This is a genomic window from Altererythrobacter sp. CAU 1778 (assembly GCF_054482795.1).
Genome location: NZ_JBTLRP010000001.1, coordinates 292,547 through 311,369 on the forward strand (window position 1 = coordinate 292,547; position 18,823 = coordinate 311,369).

Below are 18,823 nucleotides of genomic sequence, written 5' to 3' on the forward strand. Positions count from 1 at the left end.
GCACGCTTTTCGCGGGTCTGCGGGGCTTTCGCGCAATGTCGGCCTGTGCCACAAGCGCGTCGCGAAAGGGCGTATCGCGCCCTTCGCCTTAGAGTCTAGGGGGTTTGCACCTTGTTGTCACTTTTGGCGGCGACCGCCGCGACCGATCCCATCCTGTGGTCCGATCTGGGCCTGAAGGAAGGAATCGATCTCGGCTTCTTCACGCTGCGCTTCTATTCGCTCGCCTACATCGGCGGCATCCTGCTGGCGTACTGGCACATCACCAGAATGATCAGGCAGCCCGGCGCCCCGATGGCGCAGCGTCACGCGGAAGACCTGTTCTTCTACTGCACGCTGGGCGTCATCCTGGGCGGGCGGCTGGGTTATGCGGCGTTCTACACCGGCGGATCGACCGGCAAGCCGAGCCTGTTCACGCATTTCACCCCGACAGAGACGATCAGTTGGGACCTGCTGCGCCTGTGGGACGGGGGAATGAGTTTCCACGGCGGCGTCATCGGCGTGCTTGTGGCGATTGCCTGGATCACCTGGCGCAACAAGCTCTCCTTCCTTCGGGTGTGCGATTACATCGCGGTCAATGTGCCGTTCGGAATGTTCCTCGGCCGTCTTGCCAACTTCGTGAACGGGGAGCTGTGGGGCCGCACCACCGATGTTCCATGGGCGATGGTCTTCCCGTCCGACCCGGCGGGCCTGGCGCGCCACCCCAGCCAGCTCTACCAGGCCGGCCTGGAGGGGCTGGCGCTGATAGTGATCATGCTGCTGCTGTTCTGGAAGACCCGTGCCCGGTACCGGCCCGGTCTGCTGGTCGGCGTATTCACTGCCGGAATGGGCGTCGCGCGCTTCGTCAACGAGTTCTTCCGTGAACCGGACAGCCAGCTCAAGCAATTCACCGCCGAAACCGGGCTGTCGATGGGCCAATGGCTAAGCTTGCCGATGGTGCTGGTCGGGCTTGGCCTGATCGTATGGTCCCTGCGCCGCGCGCCGCTGGGCAAGGCCGCCCCCGCCTCGGCATGAACGATGAAAGGGCAGCGCTTGGCCTGACGGAGAGTTTCCGCCGCCTGATCGCCAACACCGGCCCGATCAGCATGGCGCATTTCATGGGCGAGGCGAATGCGCGCTATTACACGTCGCGCGACCCGCTGGGCAGCGGCGGCGATTTCGTCACCGCGCCCGAAATCAGCCAGATGTTCGGCGAACTGATCGGGCTGTGGCTGGCCGATATGTGGATCCGCGCCGGGCGCGAAGAGCCGGTGCATTATGTCGAGCTCGGTCCGGGGCGAGGCACGCTGGCGAAGGACGCGCTGCGATCGATGCGCCGCTACGGCTGCGAACCGCGCGTGCATTTCGTCGAAGGTTCGACCGCGCTGCGCGACATCCAGCTGACCGCCGTGCCGGATGCGATCCAGCACGGCGACTTATCAACGATCCCGCACGATGCCCCGGTGCTGCTGGTCGCCAACGAGTTCCTCGACGCGCTGCCGGTGCGCCAGCTGGTCCGCACTGCGAATGGCTGGCGGGAACGCATGGTTGGCCTGCAGGGTGACAGCTTCGTCCCGGTCGCAGGCGATCGTCCGATGGACAACGCGATCCCGGCGCATTTTGCCGATGCGGGCGAGGGGGCGATCATCGAGACCTGCCCGGCGGCGGCCTCGACCGTTTACGAGGTCGCCGGGCGCCTGACGAAACAGGGCGGCGCGGCGCTGTTCATCGACTACGGCTATGTCGAGCCGCAGGCCGGATCGAGCCTTCAGGCGGTGCGCGATCATCGCAAGGTCGATCCCTTCGCGACGCCGGGCGAAGCCGATCTGACCGCCCATGTCGATTTCGCCACGCTGGCACAGGTCGCCCGCTCGCGCGAAGCCAAGGTGCTCGGCACGGTTTCGCAGGGGCGCTGGCTGCGCGAACTGGGGATCGAGGCGCGGGCCGACGCGCTGGCGACTCACGCCCCGCACCATGCAGCCGCTTTGCAGACCGCAAAAGACCGGCTGATCGGGGAAGGGCAAATGGGCGCGCTGTTCAAGGTCATGGGCCTTGCGAGCCCGCAATGGCCTGACGCGGTGGGCTTCTAGCGACCCAACCGGGCCGAAAGGTCCCGCGCCGCACGATCAGGGGAGACGCCCCCTTCTGCCCGGTCTACCGCGTAATTCGCCTCGCGCATGGTGGCGACATCGATCGCGCCCACGAGTGGCCGCAGCGCGGCGACAAGCCCGGCATCGCTCTGCGCCTTTCGGCTCAACAGGATTATGGCGTCGTAATTCGGGAAGGCGCCTGCCGGGTCGGCCAGCATGACCAGATCGTCTGCCGCGATGCGCCCGTCGGACGTGTAAGCCCCAATCACCTGCGCCTCGCCGGACCGCAGCGCGTTGTACATGAAGGTGGGAGAGAAATTGCGCCGCTCGGCGAAGCGCAGGCCGTAGGCGTCGCGCACCGCGATCCATTCGGGCCGCTCGAAGAATTCCGGATCGCCGCCGATGGTCATGCCGCTTGCCTGTCCCGCCAAATCGGCAATCGAGCCAAGGCCGCGCTGTTCGGCAAGCTCGCGCCTGACCGCGAGGCCATAGGCATTTTCGAAGCCCAGCCGACCGAGCACGGCGATGCCGGTGTTCTCGGCCTCCCATGTTTCTATCTCTGCGAGCATTTCGTCGCGCGGTACCGGTTCGGACTTCTCCATCTGGTTCGTCCAGATCGTACCGGTGTAATCGACCATCACGTCGACTGCTCCGCTCGCCACCGCGCTATGCGCCACTGCCGAGCCGAGGCCGTCGCGATATTCGACTGCGTAGCCTTCCGCTTCCAGCCGCTGGCCGATCAGGCGGGCGAGAATGTATTGCTCGGAGAAGGGCTTGGCGCCGATGACGACGGTTTCGCGCGCCTCGCCGCGCCAGTCGATCTGGCTGACGAAGGCAGCGAGCACGCCCAGCGCGACCAGCAGTCCGCCGGTCAGCCACAGCCCCTTGCGACGTTCGCGGAAGCCGCGTTCTATCATGCCAAGCAATCCGTCGGCGATCAGCGCCAGCGCAGCACTGGCGATGCAGCCTGCCAGAACCAGCACCCAGTTCTGAGTCTGCAATCCGGCGAAGATCGGGTCGCCCAGTCCCGGCTGGCCGATGGTGGTGGATAGCGTCGCCGCGCCGATGGTCCAGACGGCGGCGGTGCGGATGCCCGCCATGACGTATGGTGCGGACAGCGGCGCTTCGACCAGCCGCAGCCTCTGCCAGCCGGTCATCCCCACGCCGTCCGCCGCTTCGATCACGCCGGGCTCAAGGTTCGCCTGCGCGGTCACGGCGTTCCGCAGGATCGGCAGCAGGGCGTAGAGGCTCAGCGCCAGCAAGGCTGGCAGGAAGCCGAGCGTCGGCAGTCCTTCTCCGAATACGGCCCTCAGGCTCAGCAATATGGGAAAGAACAGCGCCAGCAGCGCCAGGGCCGGCACGGTCTGGACGAGACTGGCGAAGCCCAGCGTCACGCGCTCCACCCGTGCGGAGCGAGCCGCCCAGACCGCCAGTGGCAGCGCGACAATTATGCCGAGCGCCAGTGCCGACGCGCTCAGCATGACGTGCGCGGCGAACTTGTCGCCAAGGCCAGACAGGGCGGTGAAAATCTCTCTCACGCGCTGCTCACCTTGGCCAGCCGCCGCGCCTGTTCGCGGGGGACGGCAACCAGAGCCTGCGCCACATCCCCACCTGCTCCGCCGAGAAGGCTGGCCGGGGTTTCGTCCGCGACTATGCGGCCGGCATCCATTACCAGCACGCGGTCGGCCAGCAGCAGAGCCTCTGCCACGTCGTGCGTGACCATCACTGTCGTCAGCGCCAGTTCGCGGTGAAGTTTGCGAACGCGCTCCCCCAGCTCGTCGCGGGTAATCGGATCGAGCGCGCCGAAGGGCTCGTCCATCAGCAACACTTCCGGCTCTCCCGCCAGCGCACGCGCCACACCGACCCGCTGGCGCTGCCCGCCGGAAAGCGTATCGGGCATCCGATGCCCCAACGCCCGATCGAGCCGCACCAGATCGAGCAATTCGGCAATACGGCTGTCGGACAGGTGCCGCCCGTCGAGCCGCGGGCCGATACCGACGTTCTGTGCCACGGTCATATGCGGAAACAGGCCGATCGCCTGGAAGACATAACCGATCCCGCGCCGCAATTCGGCAAGCGGCAGCGTGCGCACGTCCTCGCCAGACAGCATGACGCGGCCGCGACTCGGTTCCACCAGCCGGTTCACCGTCTTCAGCAAAGTGGACTTGCCCGAACCGGACGCGCCCACCAGCGCTGTGAAACTTCCGCGGGCAATATCCAGCGATACGCCGTCGACCGCGCGGGTCGCGCCGTAGCTCTTGCTCAGGTCGTCGAAAGCGAGGTGCGGCAGTTCGGCGTTGGCCATCGCACCACCGTAACCGATTGTGCCGTCAGGGAAATGGTCAGCGCCCGATAGCCTCGCGCGACAGGTCGAGGCGCAGTTCAATGCCGTCGTCGCAGATTTCGCGGGTCAGCGATCCGTCCAACTGCCCTTCGACCGCGAGCTTGACCAGCCGCGAGCCGAACCCTTCGGCGCCACCTTCTTCCGGCCGTTCGCAGCCGCTCTCGATCCAGTCGAGCTGCATGCGCTCGCCGTTTTCGGAAATCCGGCCCGTGATGCGGATCTGGCCCATCTCGTTCGACAGCGCGCCGTATTTCGCGGCGTTCGTCGCAAGTTCGTGGAACACCAGCGCGAGCGGGGTGACGGCCTTCTCGCCCACTTCGGTCGGCTCGACATCGATTGCGATGCGGTCGTCGCCGTCCTTGCGATAGGGCGCCATCAGGATTTCGAGCAGCTCTTCCAACGGCTTGCATTGCACCTCGCCGGTGGGCCGCACGAAATCGTTGGCCTTGCCCAGCGCATGGATGGAGGCGATCAGTTCGGCAGCGAATTCCGCTGCGCCTGCGTGATTGCGCTGCTTGAGCGAAATCAGCCCGGAAACGACCGCGAAGATATTCTTGATCCGGTGCGACAGCTCGCGCGTCAGCAGGTCGCGGACTTCGGTTTCGCGATGCTGTTCCTCAATGTCGATGACTAGGCCGAACCAGCGCGTTTCCTCGTCAGCCGCTTCCGTTGGGACGATACGGGTGAGCATCCAGTGCCAGTCGCCGCTTTCGAGCTTCAGTCGAAACTCCGCCTCGAAAGGTTCGCGCTGCGCCAGCGCACTCTGCCAGTTCTCGGACAGTTCGTCGCGATCGTCCTCGTGGACGATGTCCCGCCAGCCATCCGAGAGGTCGCGGCCCGAAAGACCGGTAACCTCACTCAGCTTGCCGTTGACGTAATCGAACTTGCCTTCGCTGTTCATCGAGAAGGCAATCTGCGGAAGGCTGTCGATCAGCTGTTCGATACCCTTGGCCGCGTCCAGCTGGGCCTGCACCGCTTCCAGATGCTCGCGCCGGTGGCGCAGGCGGCGCATCACGCTGCTGGCCATGACCTTCAGGCCCTGGATCTGAATGTCCGTCAGCCCATCCGGCCGCGGGACGGTATCGATGATGCACAGCGAACCGAGCGGCGCGCCTTCGTGGCTGATCAGCGGCGCACCGGCATAGAAGCGGATGTGCGGATGGCCCAGCACCAGCGGGTTGCCCGAGAAGCGCGGATCTTCCTGCGCGTCGGGCACGACCATCGGTTCGGCATGAAGCATGGCGTGCGCGCAGAAGGAGGTCGGGCGCGGGGTTTCGCGATCTTCCAGCCCGACACGCGTTAGAAACCGCTGCCGCTCCTTTTCCACCAGCGTGACGAGCGCGATCGGCGCGTCGCACAGCTTGGCGGCGAATTGCGAAATCTCTGCGAGTTCGGCATCGTCCTGCAGCGCGTCGAGGCCATAGGCCGCCAGCACGCCAGCGCGCGTTTCCTCACCGCACATATCGGGGGCGGGCGGCTTGCCTTGGGGCCACGGGGCGAGGAATTCGATTTTCATGATTTCTGCGACGCGCGCTTATGTCGATTTTCGTTGCCCACCACAAGAGGTTCGCTTGTCCCGCGGCAGCATAACCAATCCCTGATCAGTGGTTTGCGCCAGCCCCGCGCATTGCTATGGCCCCGGCCGAGGAGAGCGCATGAAAGCCACACCCAATTTCGACTTCCAGCTCGGCGAGAGCGCCGACATGATTCGCGACAGCGTCGCGCGGTTTTCCGACGAACAGATCGAACCGCTGGCGGCCAAGGTCGACCGTGAGGACTGGTTCCCGCGCGAGGAGCTTTGGCCCGCGATGGGCGCGCTGGGCCTGCACGGCATCACCGTGCCGGAAGCGGACGGTGGGCTTGGCCTCGGCTATCTCGAGCATGTCATCGCAGTAGAGGAAGTCAGCCGCGCGAGCGCCAGCGTCGGTCTTTCCTACGGTGCCCATTCCAACCTCTGCGTCAACCAGATCGCGCGCTGGGGTAACGAGGCGCAGAAGGCGAAATACCTGCCCAAGCTGATCAGCGGCGAACACGTCGGCAGCCTTGCCATGAGCGAGGCGGGGGCGGGCAGCGATGTCGTGTCGATGAAAGCGCGCGCCGAGAAGGTCGATGGCGGCTACGTCCTAAACGGTACCAAGTTCTGGATCACCAACGCGCCCTATGCCGACACTCTGGTGGTATATGCCAAGACCGGCGAAGGTTCGCGCGGCATCACCACCTTCCTGATCGAGAAGGACTTCGACGGTTTTTCCATCGGTCAGAAGATCGAAAAGGTCGGGATGCGCGGATCGCCCACGGCGGAGCTGGTGTTCGACGACTGCTTCGTTCCGGAAGAAAACGTGATGGGACCGGAGAACGGCGGCGTAGGGGTGCTGATGAGCGGGCTGGACTACGAACGCGTGGTGCTTTCCGGCATCCAGCTCGGCGTGATGCAGGCCTGCCTCGATACTGTCATCCCCTATCTTCGCGAGCGTACGCAGTTCGGCAAGCCCATCGGCAGTTTCCAGCTGATGCAGGCCAAGGTCGCGGACATGTATGTCGCGCTGCAATCGGCGCGCGCCTACACCTATGCCGTGGCAAAGGCCTGCGACGCAGACCGGACGACGCGCTTCGACGCGGCGGGCGCGATCCTGCTGGCCTCGGAAAACGCCTTCCGCGTGGCGGCCGAGAGCGTGCAGGCGCTGGGCGGCGCAGGCTACACGCTCGACTGGCCGGTCGAACGCTACATGCGCGACGCCAAGCTGCTCGACATCGGTGCAGGGACGAACGAGATCAGGCGTATGCTGATCGGGCGCGAGCTGATCGGGGCTGCGGGATGAGCGCACCCGTACTCAGATCCACGCTCGACCGTGAAGCACCTGACGCTAAGGCACGCTTCGAGCATAACAAGCATCTTGCAGCTGAGCTGCGCTCAAGCGTTGCGGCCGCGGCGCTGGGGGGCAGCGAAGGCAGCCGTGAGCGCCACGTGTCGCGCGGCAAGCTCTTGCCGCGTGAGCGGGTCGAGCGGCTGCTCGATCCGGGCAGTCCGTTTCTCGAGATCGGCCAGCTTGCCGCCAACGGAATGTATGAAGGCGACATCAATGGTGCTTCGCTGATCTGCGGCATCGGACGCGTCAGCGGTCGGCAGGTGATGATCGTGTGCAACGATGCCACGGTGAAGGGCGGCACCTATTACCCGATGACGGTCAAGAAGCACCTCCGCGCGCAGGAAATCGCGCAGGAGAACCGCTTGCCGTGCATCTACCTCGTCGACAGCGGCGGGGCCAACCTGCCGCACCAGGCCGAGGTCTTTCCGGACCGCGATCATTTCGGGCGCATCTTCTTCAACCAGGCCAATATGAGCGCGCTCGGCATCCCGCAAATCGCCTGCGTGATGGGCAGCTGCACTGCGGGCGGCGCATACGTCCCCGCCATGTCCGACGAGACGGTTATCGTCCGCAACCAGGGCACGATCTTTCTCGCCGGACCGCCGCTGGTGAAGGCCGCGACGGGCGAGGAAATCAGCGCCGAGGCCCTTGGCGGCGGCGACTTGCACGCCAGGAAGTCCGGCGTGGTCGATCATCTGGCCGAAAACGACGAGCACGCGCTCACCATCGTGCGCGACATCGTCAGCCACCTGGGTGCCAACCTCGCGGCGCTACAAGACGTGGCCCTCAAGGACCCGCGCCCGCCGAAGTTCGACGCCGACGATCTTTACGCCATCGTGCCCGACGATGTGCGCGCGCCCTACGACGTGCACGAGGTGATTGCGCGGCTGGTCGACGGCAGCGAGTTCCACGAGTTCAAGCAGCATTACGGCAGCACGCTGGTCTGCGGCTTGGCGCATATTTGGGGGATGCCGGTCGCGATCCTCGCCAACAATGGCGTGATCTTCTCCGAAAGCGCGCAGAAGGGCGCGCATTTCATCGAGCTGGCCTGCCAGCGGCGCATTCCGCTGCTGTTCCTGCAGAACGTGTCCGGCTTCATGGTCGGCGGAAAGTACGAGGCGGAAGGCATTGCCAAGCACGGCGCGAAGCTGGTGACTGCGGTCGCCACGGCCACTGTGCCCAAGGTTACCATGGTCATCGGCGGAAGCTTCGGCGCAGGCAATTACGGCATGTGCGGACGCGCCTATTCTCCGCGTTTCCTGTTCACCTGGCCCAATGCGCGCATCAGCGTGATGGGGGGCGAGCAGGCCGCGAGCGTGCTTGCGACCGTACACCGCGATGCCGACAGTTGGACGGACGAACAGGCCGAGGCGTTCAAGGCTCCCATCCGTCAGAAGTACGAGGACGAAGGCAATCCTTACTACGCGACCGCCCGTATGTGGGACGACGGGGTCATCGATCCCGTCCAGACCCGCGACGTGTTGGGGCTGGCCTTTGCCGCCTGTCTCGAAGCGCCGATACCCGAAGCGCCGCGCTTCGGCGTCTTCCGCATGTGACGCTACGGAACGCTAAGCACCGCCAAGCGTAGGACAGGCTAGAGGGGTCTGGACGGGGAACGAGGAGAGTTCTGCCGTGGACCAACAAGTTCTGTTCGCCGTTGCGATCATCCTGCTGGTGGCCGTCGCCGTCGGCATTTGGCTGACCATGCGCCGCCGCCATACCGATCACCTGCGCGACCGCTTCGGCGACGAATACGACCGCACGCTCGATGACGCCGGCGACCGCGCCAAGGCCGAGGCTGCTCTGGCCGAGCGCGAAAAGCGTGTCGATGCCCTCGATATCCGGCCGCTTACCGCAGCCGAGCACGCCAGCTTCGCCGAGGAATGGCGCGACGTGAAGGCCGTGTTCGTCGACAGCCCGGTCGAAGCTGTCCATCACGCCGACCGGATGCTCGCGACGATGATGAAGACCGTCGGCTATCCGATGGCGGATTTCGACCGCCGCTACGAAGACCTGACCGTGAACCACGGCCATGTCGCCCGGCATTACCGCGAAGGCCACTCGGTCGTTGCGCGCCACGGCGAAGGCAGTGCCTCTACGGAGGACATGCGTCAGGCGATGAAGCATTACGAGGCGCTGTTCGACCACCTCGTCTCTGATGCGGAGCAAGATGCGACTGACCGCACCCATAGCACCGCGCCGACCGAGGCGGCCCCTTCGCGCGCCGTCGACGTCGATAACGACGGCGATGTCGACATCGTTCGCGTCGATGCGAACGGCGACGGCCATCGCGAAAGCACGCGGGTCGTTCGCGACTGAAGACGCGGATTTCCGACACGTTTCGCCGCGGAGGCTATGCGCCCCCGCGGCATTCGTGCATTGCGTTCGTATGCCCGCTTACCGCTCGCCGACCTCGCGCATCGCCCGACGCGCGATCCTTGCTGCCTACCATTGGCAGGGATGGCAGATCGTCGGCCAGATGCCGGACCTGCCGAAGTTCGTGATGGCGGGCGCGCCCCACAGTTCGAACTGGGACTTCGTGTTCTTCACCGGCGCGACAGCGGATCAGGGCGTGGAGCCGAGCTTCATGGGCAAGCACACGCTGTTCAAGGGCGCATTGGGCCGGTTCATGCGCGACATGGGCGGTATCGCCGTCGACCGCAGCAAGCGGGCCAATTACGTCGAGCAGGTGGCACAGGATTTTGCCCGCCGCGACCGTCTGGCACTGGTCATCGCGGCGGAGGGAACACGCAAGAGCGACGGAGAGTGGCGCAGCGGCTTCTATCACATCGCGCGCGCGGCCAATGTCCCGATCGTACCGGTCTGGGTCTGCAATCGCACCCGGCGGCTGGGATTCGGTCCGCCGATCGTGGCCAGCGCCAGCTACCCGGACACCTTGCTGCGCATAGCCGCGTTCATGCGCGCTAATCTGCCCGGTTTCGAGCGGTACAGGATGCTCGAACGGCAGGCCGTCCGCCTCGCCGGTGAAGAGGCGGCGAAGGGGTAATCCCGCTTGCAAGCCCGTCGGTCCCTCCCGCATAGTCGCAAGCGAGGGGAGTGACGGGAATGAGCGTAGCGAGCCAGATCGACGGCGGCGGGGGAAAGTCGCGGCTGCAATGGGCGGGGCTGTTCGCGGGCGCGATTGCCGCGCTGGCGATCCAGTTGATCCCCGTGCCGGAAGCGGTGGGCCGCGAGGGATGGTGGACGCTGTCCCTGCTGGTGCTGATGGCAACATGGTGGGTGACCGAGGCGCTGCCGATACCCGTCACGTCCCTGTTGCCGCTGGTTGTCCTGCCGCTGGCCGGTGTGGCCCCGATAGCGGAGGCGGCGGCGGGATATTCGAGCCCCATCGTGATGCTGCTGCTGGGGGGCTTCATCATTGCCAAATCGGTCGAGCGCTGGAACCTGCACACGCGCATCGCGCTCAACATCGTCAAACGGTTCGGTTCGAGCCCATCCGGCCTGGTCGCAGGCTTCCTGATTGCCTCGGCGCTTCTCTCGATGTGGATTTCCAATACGGCGACCACAATCATGCTCGCGCCCATCGCATTGTCCGTGTCGCTGGCGATCCTCGGCAAGGAATCGACCTCGGCCCCGCTGACGGTATCCATCCTTCTCGCCGTCGCCTTCGGAGCCTCGATCGGCGGCATTGCCACGCCGGTCGGCACGCCGACCAACCTGATCATCATCAACTGGTTCGAAGAACAGGGCGACTATCGCTTCACCTTCGCGCGCTGGATGTCGATCGGCGTGCCGGTGGTCGCCGTGATGGTGCCCGCGACATGGTTCGTGCTGGCGCGCTGGGCCAACCGGCTGGAGCCGATTTCCAGCGATGCAGGCCGCGTCGTCGTAGAACGCGAGCTGGCGGCGCTCGGCCCGTGGCAGCGGCCCGAGCGTCGGGTGCTGGCGGCTTTCGGCGTAATCGCCTTTCTGTGGATCGCGCGCAGCTACGTGATCCAGGACCTGACGATCTTCGGCACGCAGCCTTTCACCGGCCTGACCGATCACGTCATCGCGATCTTCGGGGCGGTGCTGATGTTCCTGATACCGTCCGGCTCGCAGCAGGAGCGTGGTTCCATGCTGCTCGACTGGGAGACTGCGACGCAGATCCCCTGGGGCGTCATCCTGCTGTTCGGCGGCGGGTTGAGCCTGGCGGCTGCGATCACCGCCACCGGACTTGCCGAATGGCTGGGCGCGCAGATGTCAGGTCTGGCGGCAATGCCGGTGCTGGTCATCATCGCGGCGCTGGTGACGTTCGTGATCTTCGCGACCGAACTGACCAGCAACGTCGCGACGACGTCAGCGCTGATGCCGGTGGTGGGCGCGCTGGCGGTGGGCGGGGGCATGGACCCGGCGCTGCTGGCCCTGCCGGTCGCGATGTCGGCCAGTTGCGCCTTCATGTTTCCGATGGCGACCGGCCCGAACGCAATCGTCTTCGCCAGCGGCCAGATGTCGATGCGCCGCATGGCCGCCATCGGCTTCCGCCTGAATTTGCTCGGCATCGTGCTGATCAGCCTGGTGGTCTACGCGCTGTCGGATTTCGTACTGGCCTGACCCAATGGCTGAGCCCCACGCAAAAGGGCCCGCCGATCGCTCGGCAGGCCCCTTCGTATAGTCACTCGGACGGGAGGCTTAGAAGCCGGCCTTGATCCCGAGGCGGAAGACCCGGCCCAGCGGGTTGCCGAAGAACGGGTCGTAACCCAGTTCGAGGCGGGCGGGCGAGGGATCTTCGTCGAAGATGTTCTCGACCGAAGCCTGCAACTGAACTTCCGCGAACGTCATGGGCAGATCGTACAACACGGTCAGGTCGGACTGGGTGAAGTCCGGAACGTGGCGACCGAAGTCGGTACCGCCAGCAACCGTATCGAGGCAGTTTCCGGTGACGCCGGTGCAGCGATCGTCGTCCACCCCGCTGGCGTAGCGGAACACGTAGCGCGCGTTCAGCCCGCCGACGTTGAGGTTGGCATAGGCGTTGCCGCGCCATTCGGAGACGGTGCCGGGATCGCGGAAGTAGTTGCCGAAACCCTTGGCGCTGTATTCATCCAGGATCGTCACGCCGTTGAGCACGAACTCACCCACGTCGTAGGTGAAGATCTTGGTGAAGGCGGTGCCGAGCGTGAACACGGCCTGCCCGAAGTTCATGTCGTAGCTGCCCTCGACGTCCAGACCGGTGGTCTTGACGGTCGGGCCGTTGACCCACTGGGTGATGACACGCGAAATGTCGTTGCCTCGCGTCGTGCCCTGGACGCAGCCGCCCTGGAACACCACCAGCGATGCCAGCGGGCTGGAGCAGTCGGCGAGACCGTTGACTTCCGGAACCACGGCACGGGCGATCGGGTTGGCCGGCGTGGTGCCGATCCGGTCGTCGAAGTCGTAGCTCCAGTAATCGACCTGCAGGTTGAAGCCGCCGCGATCGATCACGACGCCCAGATTGTAGGTCAACGCCGATTCCGGCCCCAGATCGGTCGGATTGCCCAGCACGTCGACCGAGCGGAAGTTGCTGGAAGCGACCTCGATCGTCTGCAACGCGGTCACGCTGCTGTTCGCAACCTGACCGGCAAGCGGGGCGCGGAAGGTCGTGCCGATCGAGCCGCGCAGCGTCAGCCAGTCGAGCGGCCGCCAGCGGATGGAAGCCTTCGGATCGAGCGTGGAGCCGACCGGGTCGCCATAATCCTCGAACCGGATGGCACCGGACAGCTCGACCGTATCGCCGATCGGGATCAGCACTTCGCCGAACACCGCGTAGACGTCCTGCGACACGTCGACATTCTGCGACTGGCCGAGGAACACGAACGGCCCGGTCTGCACCGCGCAAGTGGTGTCGCCAATGACCGGGCACGGGTTCACATTGCGGTCGTTGAGCCGCAGCCCTTCGTCGTCACGCGGACGGCTGGTGTAGTTGGACGTGCGATACTGCGCGCCGAGGCCGAAGCTGACCTCGTTGTCGCCGATGCCGAAGCCCAGCGGGCCCGAGACCAGGAAGTCGGCGATGAACTGCTCTTCGACCTGCCAGGTGCCGGTGTTGCCGTAGATCCACCGGATCAGTTCGGGATCGTTCGAGTTCCGCACCCCGTCCGGCCCCGTGTAGAAGGGATTGTCGAGGCCCTGCACGGGATTGCCCGCGTTGGCGTTCGAGAACGGATTGAAATACAGACAGCCCCCGGTGCCCGGCGTGCCGGTCACCACGTTGCAATCCGGGCCGCCGAGCCCGTCGAGCGCGTTCTGCAGGCGCTGGCCGATAATGTCGGGGATCAGCGATTCCGACGTTCCGCGGACGAAGGTCCCCTGCAGCGACGCGATCACGTCATCGCTCACATCCTGTTCGAACCCGGCCGAGACACGGTAGCTGTTGTTCTTCGAATAGCTGTCGTTGCCGAACGGAAATTCGGTCAGCGGATTGCCGCTAAGCGCGAACGGACGGGTCAGCAGGATCGCCGCGCCGACTGGCAGATTGATGACCGCACCGCCGGGACCGATCGGCAGGCCGACCGTGCTCGGGAAGCCGGTCTGCTCCTGGAAATCGGCAAAGCCGGGGTTGGACCGCGGGACGTAGAAGTTGAAGTTGGTGCCGGGGCCGGCGGGGCCCTGCGTGGAAGGATAGGCCGGCGACAATTCAGTATCGATACGGCTGGATGCCCACAATGCGTCGACATTGAAGCGCGTACTGGCGGACAGGTCGACGTTGAAGGAGGCGAACGCCTGGTAGAAGTCCGATTCCTCCACGAGGTTGTTGTAGTCGGTGTACTGGTAATAGCAGGCAGGCACCGAGCTGGAGAGCGAGGCGTTGTAGATCGAGCCGCCCAGCTCCTCGCACCCAGCATCCAGATACGGCGTGCCCGACACGATCGTCGGGCGAACGGCGGCGCCGGGGTTTTCGCGGATCGGTCCGGTCGGGCGGATCGCGGCGAAATAGGTCGCCGGGCTGCTGACGGCCGAATAGCCTGCCGGGTTGATCGCGTAGGGCAGGTTGGAGAAATCGCGGTCGAACGCCGCGAGCGGCGAGCGGTGGCGATAGCCGAAGCCTGCCATGATGTTGGCGTCGCCAAGGTTCTTGCCTGCGAGGATGCTGGCGCTGTAATCGCCGTCGCTGTCCTCGATGAAGCGATAGTCGCCCTGCACTTCGATTCCGTCGAAATCGGTGCGGGTGATGAAGTTCGCCACCCCTGCCACAGCGTCCGAGCCGTAGGTCACGGCGGCGCCGTCCTTCAGCAGTTCGACCCGCTCCAGCGCGAAGACCGGAAGCAAGTTGGTATCGGTCAGACCGTCACCGGGCGATACGATCGTGCGTCGGCCGTTGAGCAGCACCAGCGTGCGCTGCGGACCCAGACCGCGCAGGTTGATCGAGCCGACCCCGCCCAGGCCCTGCGCCGCAGTAGAGAACTGGTTGGAGTCGCCGAGCACGGCGCCGACAGCGGGAATGTCCTTGATGAAGTCGAGGGGCGAGGTCTGGCCTTCGCTAGCCAGTTCCTGCGCGCTGAAGACATCGACCGGCAGCGCGCTGTCTTCCGGCGTGCCGCGGATCAGCGAACCGGTAACGACGATGACCTGCTCGTCCTCCAGCTCGACCGGATCGGTGTCGGCGTCCTGAGCGCTGGCGACTGCGGGGCTGAACGCAAAGGCGGCCGCGACCAACGCAGGCACGGCGCAGCTGTGGCGTAAAATGGATTTCTTCATGGTCTCTCCTCTCCTCACGGACCATCCACTTGCTATGGACATACCCGCTTATCGAAATTCTCGGCGTTCACGGGAAATTGTCAAGTGGTTAGCCGGAGCGGCGCACATTTCGATCCGTGTGTGGCCATGAAGCACCGTTTACGGAGGGGAATAATTGTTCAAAATGTCGCAGACCGATGCAAAATAGTCCCATTCTGCAACTTGGCCGACAAATACCGGCGCGACACGCTTTGCCGGACCGGAACCACTGTTCTGGCATACCAGTCATTCGATTTTACGCAGTTGCAACATTCTGGGCGCAACCGTGCGACGTTGTCGCTTGCCAAGCGTTGGACAAGCCGCGTTGAGCGAGCGTGAAAGGGCATTGAAAACAGTTGCGAATCCGGCGCTGGCCGCAATAGATATAACATTTGCTGTTTTGACCGCCGTCACCGATTTGCCTAACGCGCGCGGCGAACAAACGGGGAAATGATGTGCTCACTGCCAAGTTTCTGAAGGGCAGGCTTCGACACGATCTGCGCGAGGAAGAGCGGCTCGCCCTCGAAGGCGCCATTGCCGAAACGGTCGAGATCGGGCCGCGCACCATGCTGGTCCATCGCGGCGAACGGATCGAAAATTCCTATTACATCATCGAAGGCACGATGCTGCGCCACCTCGACGACCGGCGGGGGGAGCGCCAGCTGGTCGGGCTGAATATCGCGGGTGATTTCGTGGACCTCCATGGCTTCCCGATGAAGAAGCTCGATCACAACGTCGGATCGCTCGACCGGGCGGTGCTGGCGCGGGTGCCGCACCGCGCGATAGCGGGACTGGTCGAAAGATACCCCCATCTGGCGCGGGTTCTGTGGTTCTCCACCCTGCTCGATGCGGCGATGCACCGCGAATGGATATTCCGGCTGGGCCGCCTCAATGCCGAGGGGCGGATCGCGCATCTGATCTGCGAGACGATCGAGCGCCTGCGCTTCGTGGACCTCTACGATGGCGCCAACCTGCCGGTCCACCTGCTCCAGCGCGACTACGCCGAAGCCTGCGGCATAACGTCCGTTCACGCCAATCGCAGTTTCAAGACTTTGCGCGAACGTGGCGTTCTCGACCCGAAGGGCGACGGACGAATCGCTATTCTGGACGAGGATGCGCTGAAGAACCTCGCCTCATTCTCCGGCGATTATCTCTATGGCGACGGTGAGCTGGCGCTGAACGACCTGACCGACGAATAGGCGGCCACGGGCAGTTCGAGCCGCACTCGGTCAGGGCGCAAGCCACCAGCGAATGATCATCGCAACCGTACCGAGCGCGATGACGCTCGCCAGCCAGATGCCGACCATCCAGCCGAGCCGCTGGAGCAGCGGTGCATCTTCGGCTTGCTCGTTCGGGCCTTCCGCCATCAGTGGTACCCTTCATCGGCGACCTTGCCGCGGAACACCCAATAGGCCCAGGCGGTGTAGGCGATGATGAGTGGCATGGTGATCGCCACGCCGACCAGCATGAAGACCTGGCTTCGTTCCGGGGCGGCGGCGTCCCAGATCGTCAGGCCCGGCGGCACCACGTAGGGCCACATCGTCACGCCAAGGCCCGCCATGCCGAAGAAGAACAGCGCGAGGCTGAGCCAGAAGGGCTTGGAATGCCGCTCCACCGACAATGCGCGCAGCAGGGCGAGCGCCACGATGCCGGTCAGGATCGGCACCGGCGCGGCGAAGTAGATTTCGGGCGCGGACAGCCAGCGCTCTGCATATTCGGGTCTCAGCGCGAGATTGTAGAGGCTGACGCCGCCCATCAGGACGAAAGTCGCCCAGGCCGCCCGCTTGGCAAGCGTTCGGGCATGGTGCTGGCTCTTGCCCTCCAGCTTCCACACCAGCCAGGTGGCACCCAGCAGGGCGTAGCCCGCGACTGTGCCAAGGCCGGTCAGCAACGTGTAGGGCGTCAGCCAGTCGAACCAGCTGCCGGCATAGGCGCGGTCGACCACCTTGACGCCCTGGAGCAGCGCGCCGAGCGTCATCCCCTGGGCCATGGCCGCGACCAGGGAGCCGCCGGTGAAGGCCGCGTCCCAGTAGCGCCGGTGGCCCGGATCGCGCCAGCGATACTCGAACGCAACGCCGCGGAACACCAGGCCGAGCAGCATGGCGATTATCAGCGGATATGTCGCGGGCAGCACCACGGCATAGGCCAGCGGGAAGGCAGCGAAAAGGCCGCCACCGCCGAGCACCAGCCACGTCTCGTTCCCGTCCCACACCGGCGCGATGGAATTCATCGCGCGGTCGCGTTCGGGCCCGACTTCGAAGGTCGGGAAGAGGATGCCGATGCCGAGGTCGAACCCGTCCATCACGACATAGGCGAACACGGCGAAGGCGATGATGAAGGCCCAAACCGTCGTCAGGTCCACGTTAACGGCCATCGGTCGCCTCCTCGTGACTGCGCGGCAGCTCGTCCGGGTCGCCGGGGTTCTGCGTCGGGCCGGGCGTGATGCCGGCAGTGCGGATCGGGCCCTTCTCGCCACGCTTGACCCCCAGTTCGCCCGTATGAGGCGGCTTGTGCATCAGGTGGAGAATGTACCACACGCCTGCGCCGAACACCGCGAAGTAGACCACCACGAAGGCGAGCAGCGATGCCGCCACAGCTGGCGCGTCGAGCGGGCTGGCGGCGTCGGCAGTGCGAAGGACGTTATAGATCACGTAGGGCTGGCGGCCGACCTCGGTCGTAACCCAGCCCGCGATCACCGCGACGAAACCGCTGGGTGCCATGACCAGCGCGGCGCGGTGCAGCAGTGACCAGTCGTAGAGTTTCTTGCGAAGCCGCGCGAGCAGGCTCCACGCGCCAAGGCCCAGCATGGCAAAGCCGATGCCGACCATGATGCGAAACGACCAGAACACGACGCCGACCGGCGGCTCTTCGTCGTCGGGAATGGTGTCCAGCCCGGCGAGCGGCGCGTTCAGATCATGCTTGAGGATAAGCGAGGACGCCTTGGGAATTTCGATGGCATAATCGACGCGTTTTTCCTTGCTGTTCGGAATGCCGAACAGGATCAGCGGGGCGCCGTCCGGGTGGCTCTGGTAGTGCCCTTCCATCGCCATGACCTTCTGCGGCTGGTGCTCCAGCGTGTTAAGGCCGTGCATGTCGCCTGCGAAAATCTGCACCGGAGCGACCAGAGCGGCCATCCACATCGCCATCGAGAACATCTTGCGCGCGTGTATGTTCGCACGGTCCTTCAGCAGGTGCCATGCGCCGACTCCGCCGACCACGAAAGCGGTGGTGAGGTAGGCCGCGATCACCGTGTGAACGAGGCGGAACGGGAAGCTCGGGTTGAAGACGATATCCCACCAGCTCTCGCCCGGAAGGAACTGGCCGTTCGCCCCCATCTCGTATCCCACGGGGGTCTGCATCCAGCTGTTGACCGACAGGATCCAGAAAGCGGAAATGAACGTACCGACCGCCACCATCAGCGTCGCGGCGAAGTGGAGCTTCTTGCCGACGCGGTTCATCCCGAACAGCATGACGCCGAGGAAGCCGGCCTCCAGAAAGAAGGCGGTCAGCACTTCATAGGCCATCAGCGGACCGATCACCGGCCCGGCCTTGTCCGAAAAGACCGACCAGTTGGTGCCGAACTGGTAACTCATCACGATCCCGGACACGACGCCCATGGCAAAGGCGATGGCGAAGATCTTCAGCCAGTATTTGAACAGGTCGAGATAAAGCTGCTTGCCGGTTTTCAGCCACAGCCCTTCCAGCACGGCGAGAAAGCTCGCCAGGCCAATCGAGAAGGCCGGGAAGATGAAGTGGAAGCTCACCGTGAAGGCGAACTGGATGCGGGCCAACAGCAGGGCGTCGAATTGCTCGAACATGGCCGCAGTCTCTAGCGAGGTTCGCGGTCCATGACG

Annotated in this window: 16 protein-coding genes; 9 read left to right on the forward strand and 7 right to left on the reverse strand. The window is 64.9% G+C overall.

Annotated features, from left to right (window positions below):
• Positions 1 to 111: 111 nt before the first annotated feature.
• Both lgt and ACXYN8_RS01300 read left to right on the forward strand, forming a co-directional pair.
• On the forward strand, positions 112 to 1,011 hold the full coding sequence (gene lgt, locus ACXYN8_RS01295; protein ID WP_458887468.1) for a prolipoprotein diacylglyceryl transferase: 900 nt from the start codon (positions 112 to 114) through the stop codon (positions 1,009 to 1,011).
• Positions 1,008 to 2,066, forward strand: a complete 1,059-nt coding sequence (locus ACXYN8_RS01300; RefSeq protein WP_458887469.1) for a class I SAM-dependent methyltransferase — start codon at positions 1,008 to 1,010, stop codon at positions 2,064 to 2,066. The genes lgt and ACXYN8_RS01300 overlap by 4 nt, the downstream gene beginning before the upstream one ends.
• Here the strand turns inward: ACXYN8_RS01300 and ACXYN8_RS01305 are convergent.
• Genes ACXYN8_RS01305 through ACXYN8_RS01315 form a run of 3 tightly spaced genes read right to left on the reverse strand, consistent with a single transcriptional unit; the run spans position 2,063 to position 5,926 of the window.
• On the reverse strand, positions 2,063 to 3,604 hold the full coding sequence (locus ACXYN8_RS01305) for an ABC transporter permease/substrate-binding protein (RefSeq protein WP_458887470.1): 1,542 nt from the start codon (positions 3,602 to 3,604) through the stop codon (positions 2,063 to 2,065). The two genes, ACXYN8_RS01300 and ACXYN8_RS01305, sit on opposite strands and share 4 nt — an antisense overlap.
• Positions 3,601 to 4,371: an ATP-binding cassette domain-containing protein gene (locus tag ACXYN8_RS01310; RefSeq protein WP_458887471.1), complete on the reverse strand. Its 771-nt coding sequence runs from the start codon at positions 4,369 to 4,371 to the stop codon at positions 3,601 to 3,603. Before ACXYN8_RS01310 ends, ACXYN8_RS01305 begins: the two co-directional genes overlap by 4 nt.
• A 37-nt stretch (positions 4,372 to 4,408) precedes the next feature.
• A complete protein-coding gene (locus ACXYN8_RS01315; protein ID WP_458887472.1) occupies positions 4,409 to 5,926 on the reverse strand; it encodes a sensor histidine kinase in 1,518 nt (505 codons plus the stop codon).
• Between the two features lie 139 nt (positions 5,927 to 6,065).
• Here ACXYN8_RS01315 and ACXYN8_RS01320 point away from each other — a divergent pair, with 139 nt between their 5' ends.
• From ACXYN8_RS01320 to ACXYN8_RS01340, 5 genes are all read left to right on the forward strand, one after another.
• Complete coding sequence (locus ACXYN8_RS01320; RefSeq protein WP_458887473.1) at positions 6,066 to 7,229, forward strand: isovaleryl-CoA dehydrogenase; 1,164 nt, start codon at positions 6,066 to 6,068, stop codon at positions 7,227 to 7,229.
• Positions 7,226 to 8,833 carry a carboxyl transferase domain-containing protein gene (locus ACXYN8_RS01325; protein WP_458887474.1) on the forward strand — a complete coding sequence of 536 codons (1,608 nt, stop codon included), beginning with the start codon at positions 7,226 to 7,228 and terminating at the stop codon, positions 8,831 to 8,833. Before ACXYN8_RS01320 ends, ACXYN8_RS01325 begins: the two co-directional genes overlap by 4 nt.
• A 76-nt stretch (positions 8,834 to 8,909) precedes the next feature.
• Complete coding sequence (locus ACXYN8_RS01330) at positions 8,910 to 9,596, forward strand: hypothetical protein (RefSeq protein WP_458887475.1); 687 nt, start codon at positions 8,910 to 8,912, stop codon at positions 9,594 to 9,596.
• A gap of 70 nt (positions 9,597 to 9,666) precedes the next feature.
• Positions 9,667 to 10,284, forward strand: a complete 618-nt coding sequence (locus ACXYN8_RS01335) for a 1-acyl-sn-glycerol-3-phosphate acyltransferase (RefSeq protein WP_458887476.1) — start codon at positions 9,667 to 9,669, stop codon at positions 10,282 to 10,284.
• A gap of 59 nt (positions 10,285 to 10,343) precedes the next feature.
• Positions 10,344 to 11,831 carry an SLC13 family permease gene (locus tag ACXYN8_RS01340; RefSeq protein ID WP_458887477.1) on the forward strand — a complete coding sequence of 496 codons (1,488 nt, stop codon included), beginning with the start codon at positions 10,344 to 10,346 and terminating at the stop codon, positions 11,829 to 11,831.
• 78 nt (positions 11,832 to 11,909) lie between these two features.
• On the opposite strand, the gene ACXYN8_RS01345 is transcribed toward ACXYN8_RS01340, so the two are convergent.
• The gene (locus ACXYN8_RS01345) at positions 11,910 to 14,951 is read right to left on the reverse strand and encodes a TonB-dependent receptor domain-containing protein (RefSeq protein WP_458887478.1); all 3,042 of its coding nucleotides are present in this window, start codon (positions 14,949 to 14,951) and stop codon (positions 11,910 to 11,912) included.
• A 343-nt stretch (positions 14,952 to 15,294) separates the two neighbouring features.
• Here ACXYN8_RS01345 and ACXYN8_RS01350 point away from each other — a divergent pair, with 343 nt between their 5' ends.
• A complete protein-coding gene (locus ACXYN8_RS01350) occupies positions 15,295 to 15,423 on the forward strand; it encodes a hypothetical protein (RefSeq protein WP_458887479.1) in 129 nt (42 codons plus the stop codon).
• A gap of 1 nt (position 15,424) precedes the next feature.
• Entirely contained in the window at positions 15,425 to 16,168 is a 744-nt protein-coding gene (locus ACXYN8_RS01355; RefSeq protein WP_458887480.1) for a Crp/Fnr family transcriptional regulator, read from the forward strand.
• 30 nt (positions 16,169 to 16,198) lie between these two features.
• On the opposite strand, the gene ACXYN8_RS01360 is transcribed toward ACXYN8_RS01355, so the two are convergent.
• The 3 genes from ACXYN8_RS01360 to ACXYN8_RS01370 are packed head-to-tail and all read right to left on the reverse strand — an operon-like array spanning position 16,199 to position 18,787.
• Positions 16,199 to 16,336 (reverse strand): DUF2474 domain-containing protein, encoded by a 138-nt coding sequence (locus ACXYN8_RS01360; protein ID WP_458887481.1) that lies wholly within the window; start codon positions 16,334 to 16,336, stop codon positions 16,199 to 16,201.
• A complete protein-coding gene (cydB, locus tag ACXYN8_RS01365) occupies positions 16,336 to 17,343 on the reverse strand; it encodes a cytochrome d ubiquinol oxidase subunit II (RefSeq protein ID WP_458887482.1) in 1,008 nt (335 codons plus the stop codon). Before cydB ends, ACXYN8_RS01360 begins: the two co-directional genes overlap by 1 nt.
• Positions 17,333 to 18,787 (reverse strand): cytochrome ubiquinol oxidase subunit I, encoded by a 1,455-nt coding sequence (locus ACXYN8_RS01370; RefSeq protein ID WP_458887483.1) that lies wholly within the window; start codon positions 18,785 to 18,787, stop codon positions 17,333 to 17,335. The genes cydB and ACXYN8_RS01370 overlap by 11 nt, the downstream gene beginning before the upstream one ends.
• Positions 18,788 to 18,823 lie beyond the last annotated feature (36 nt).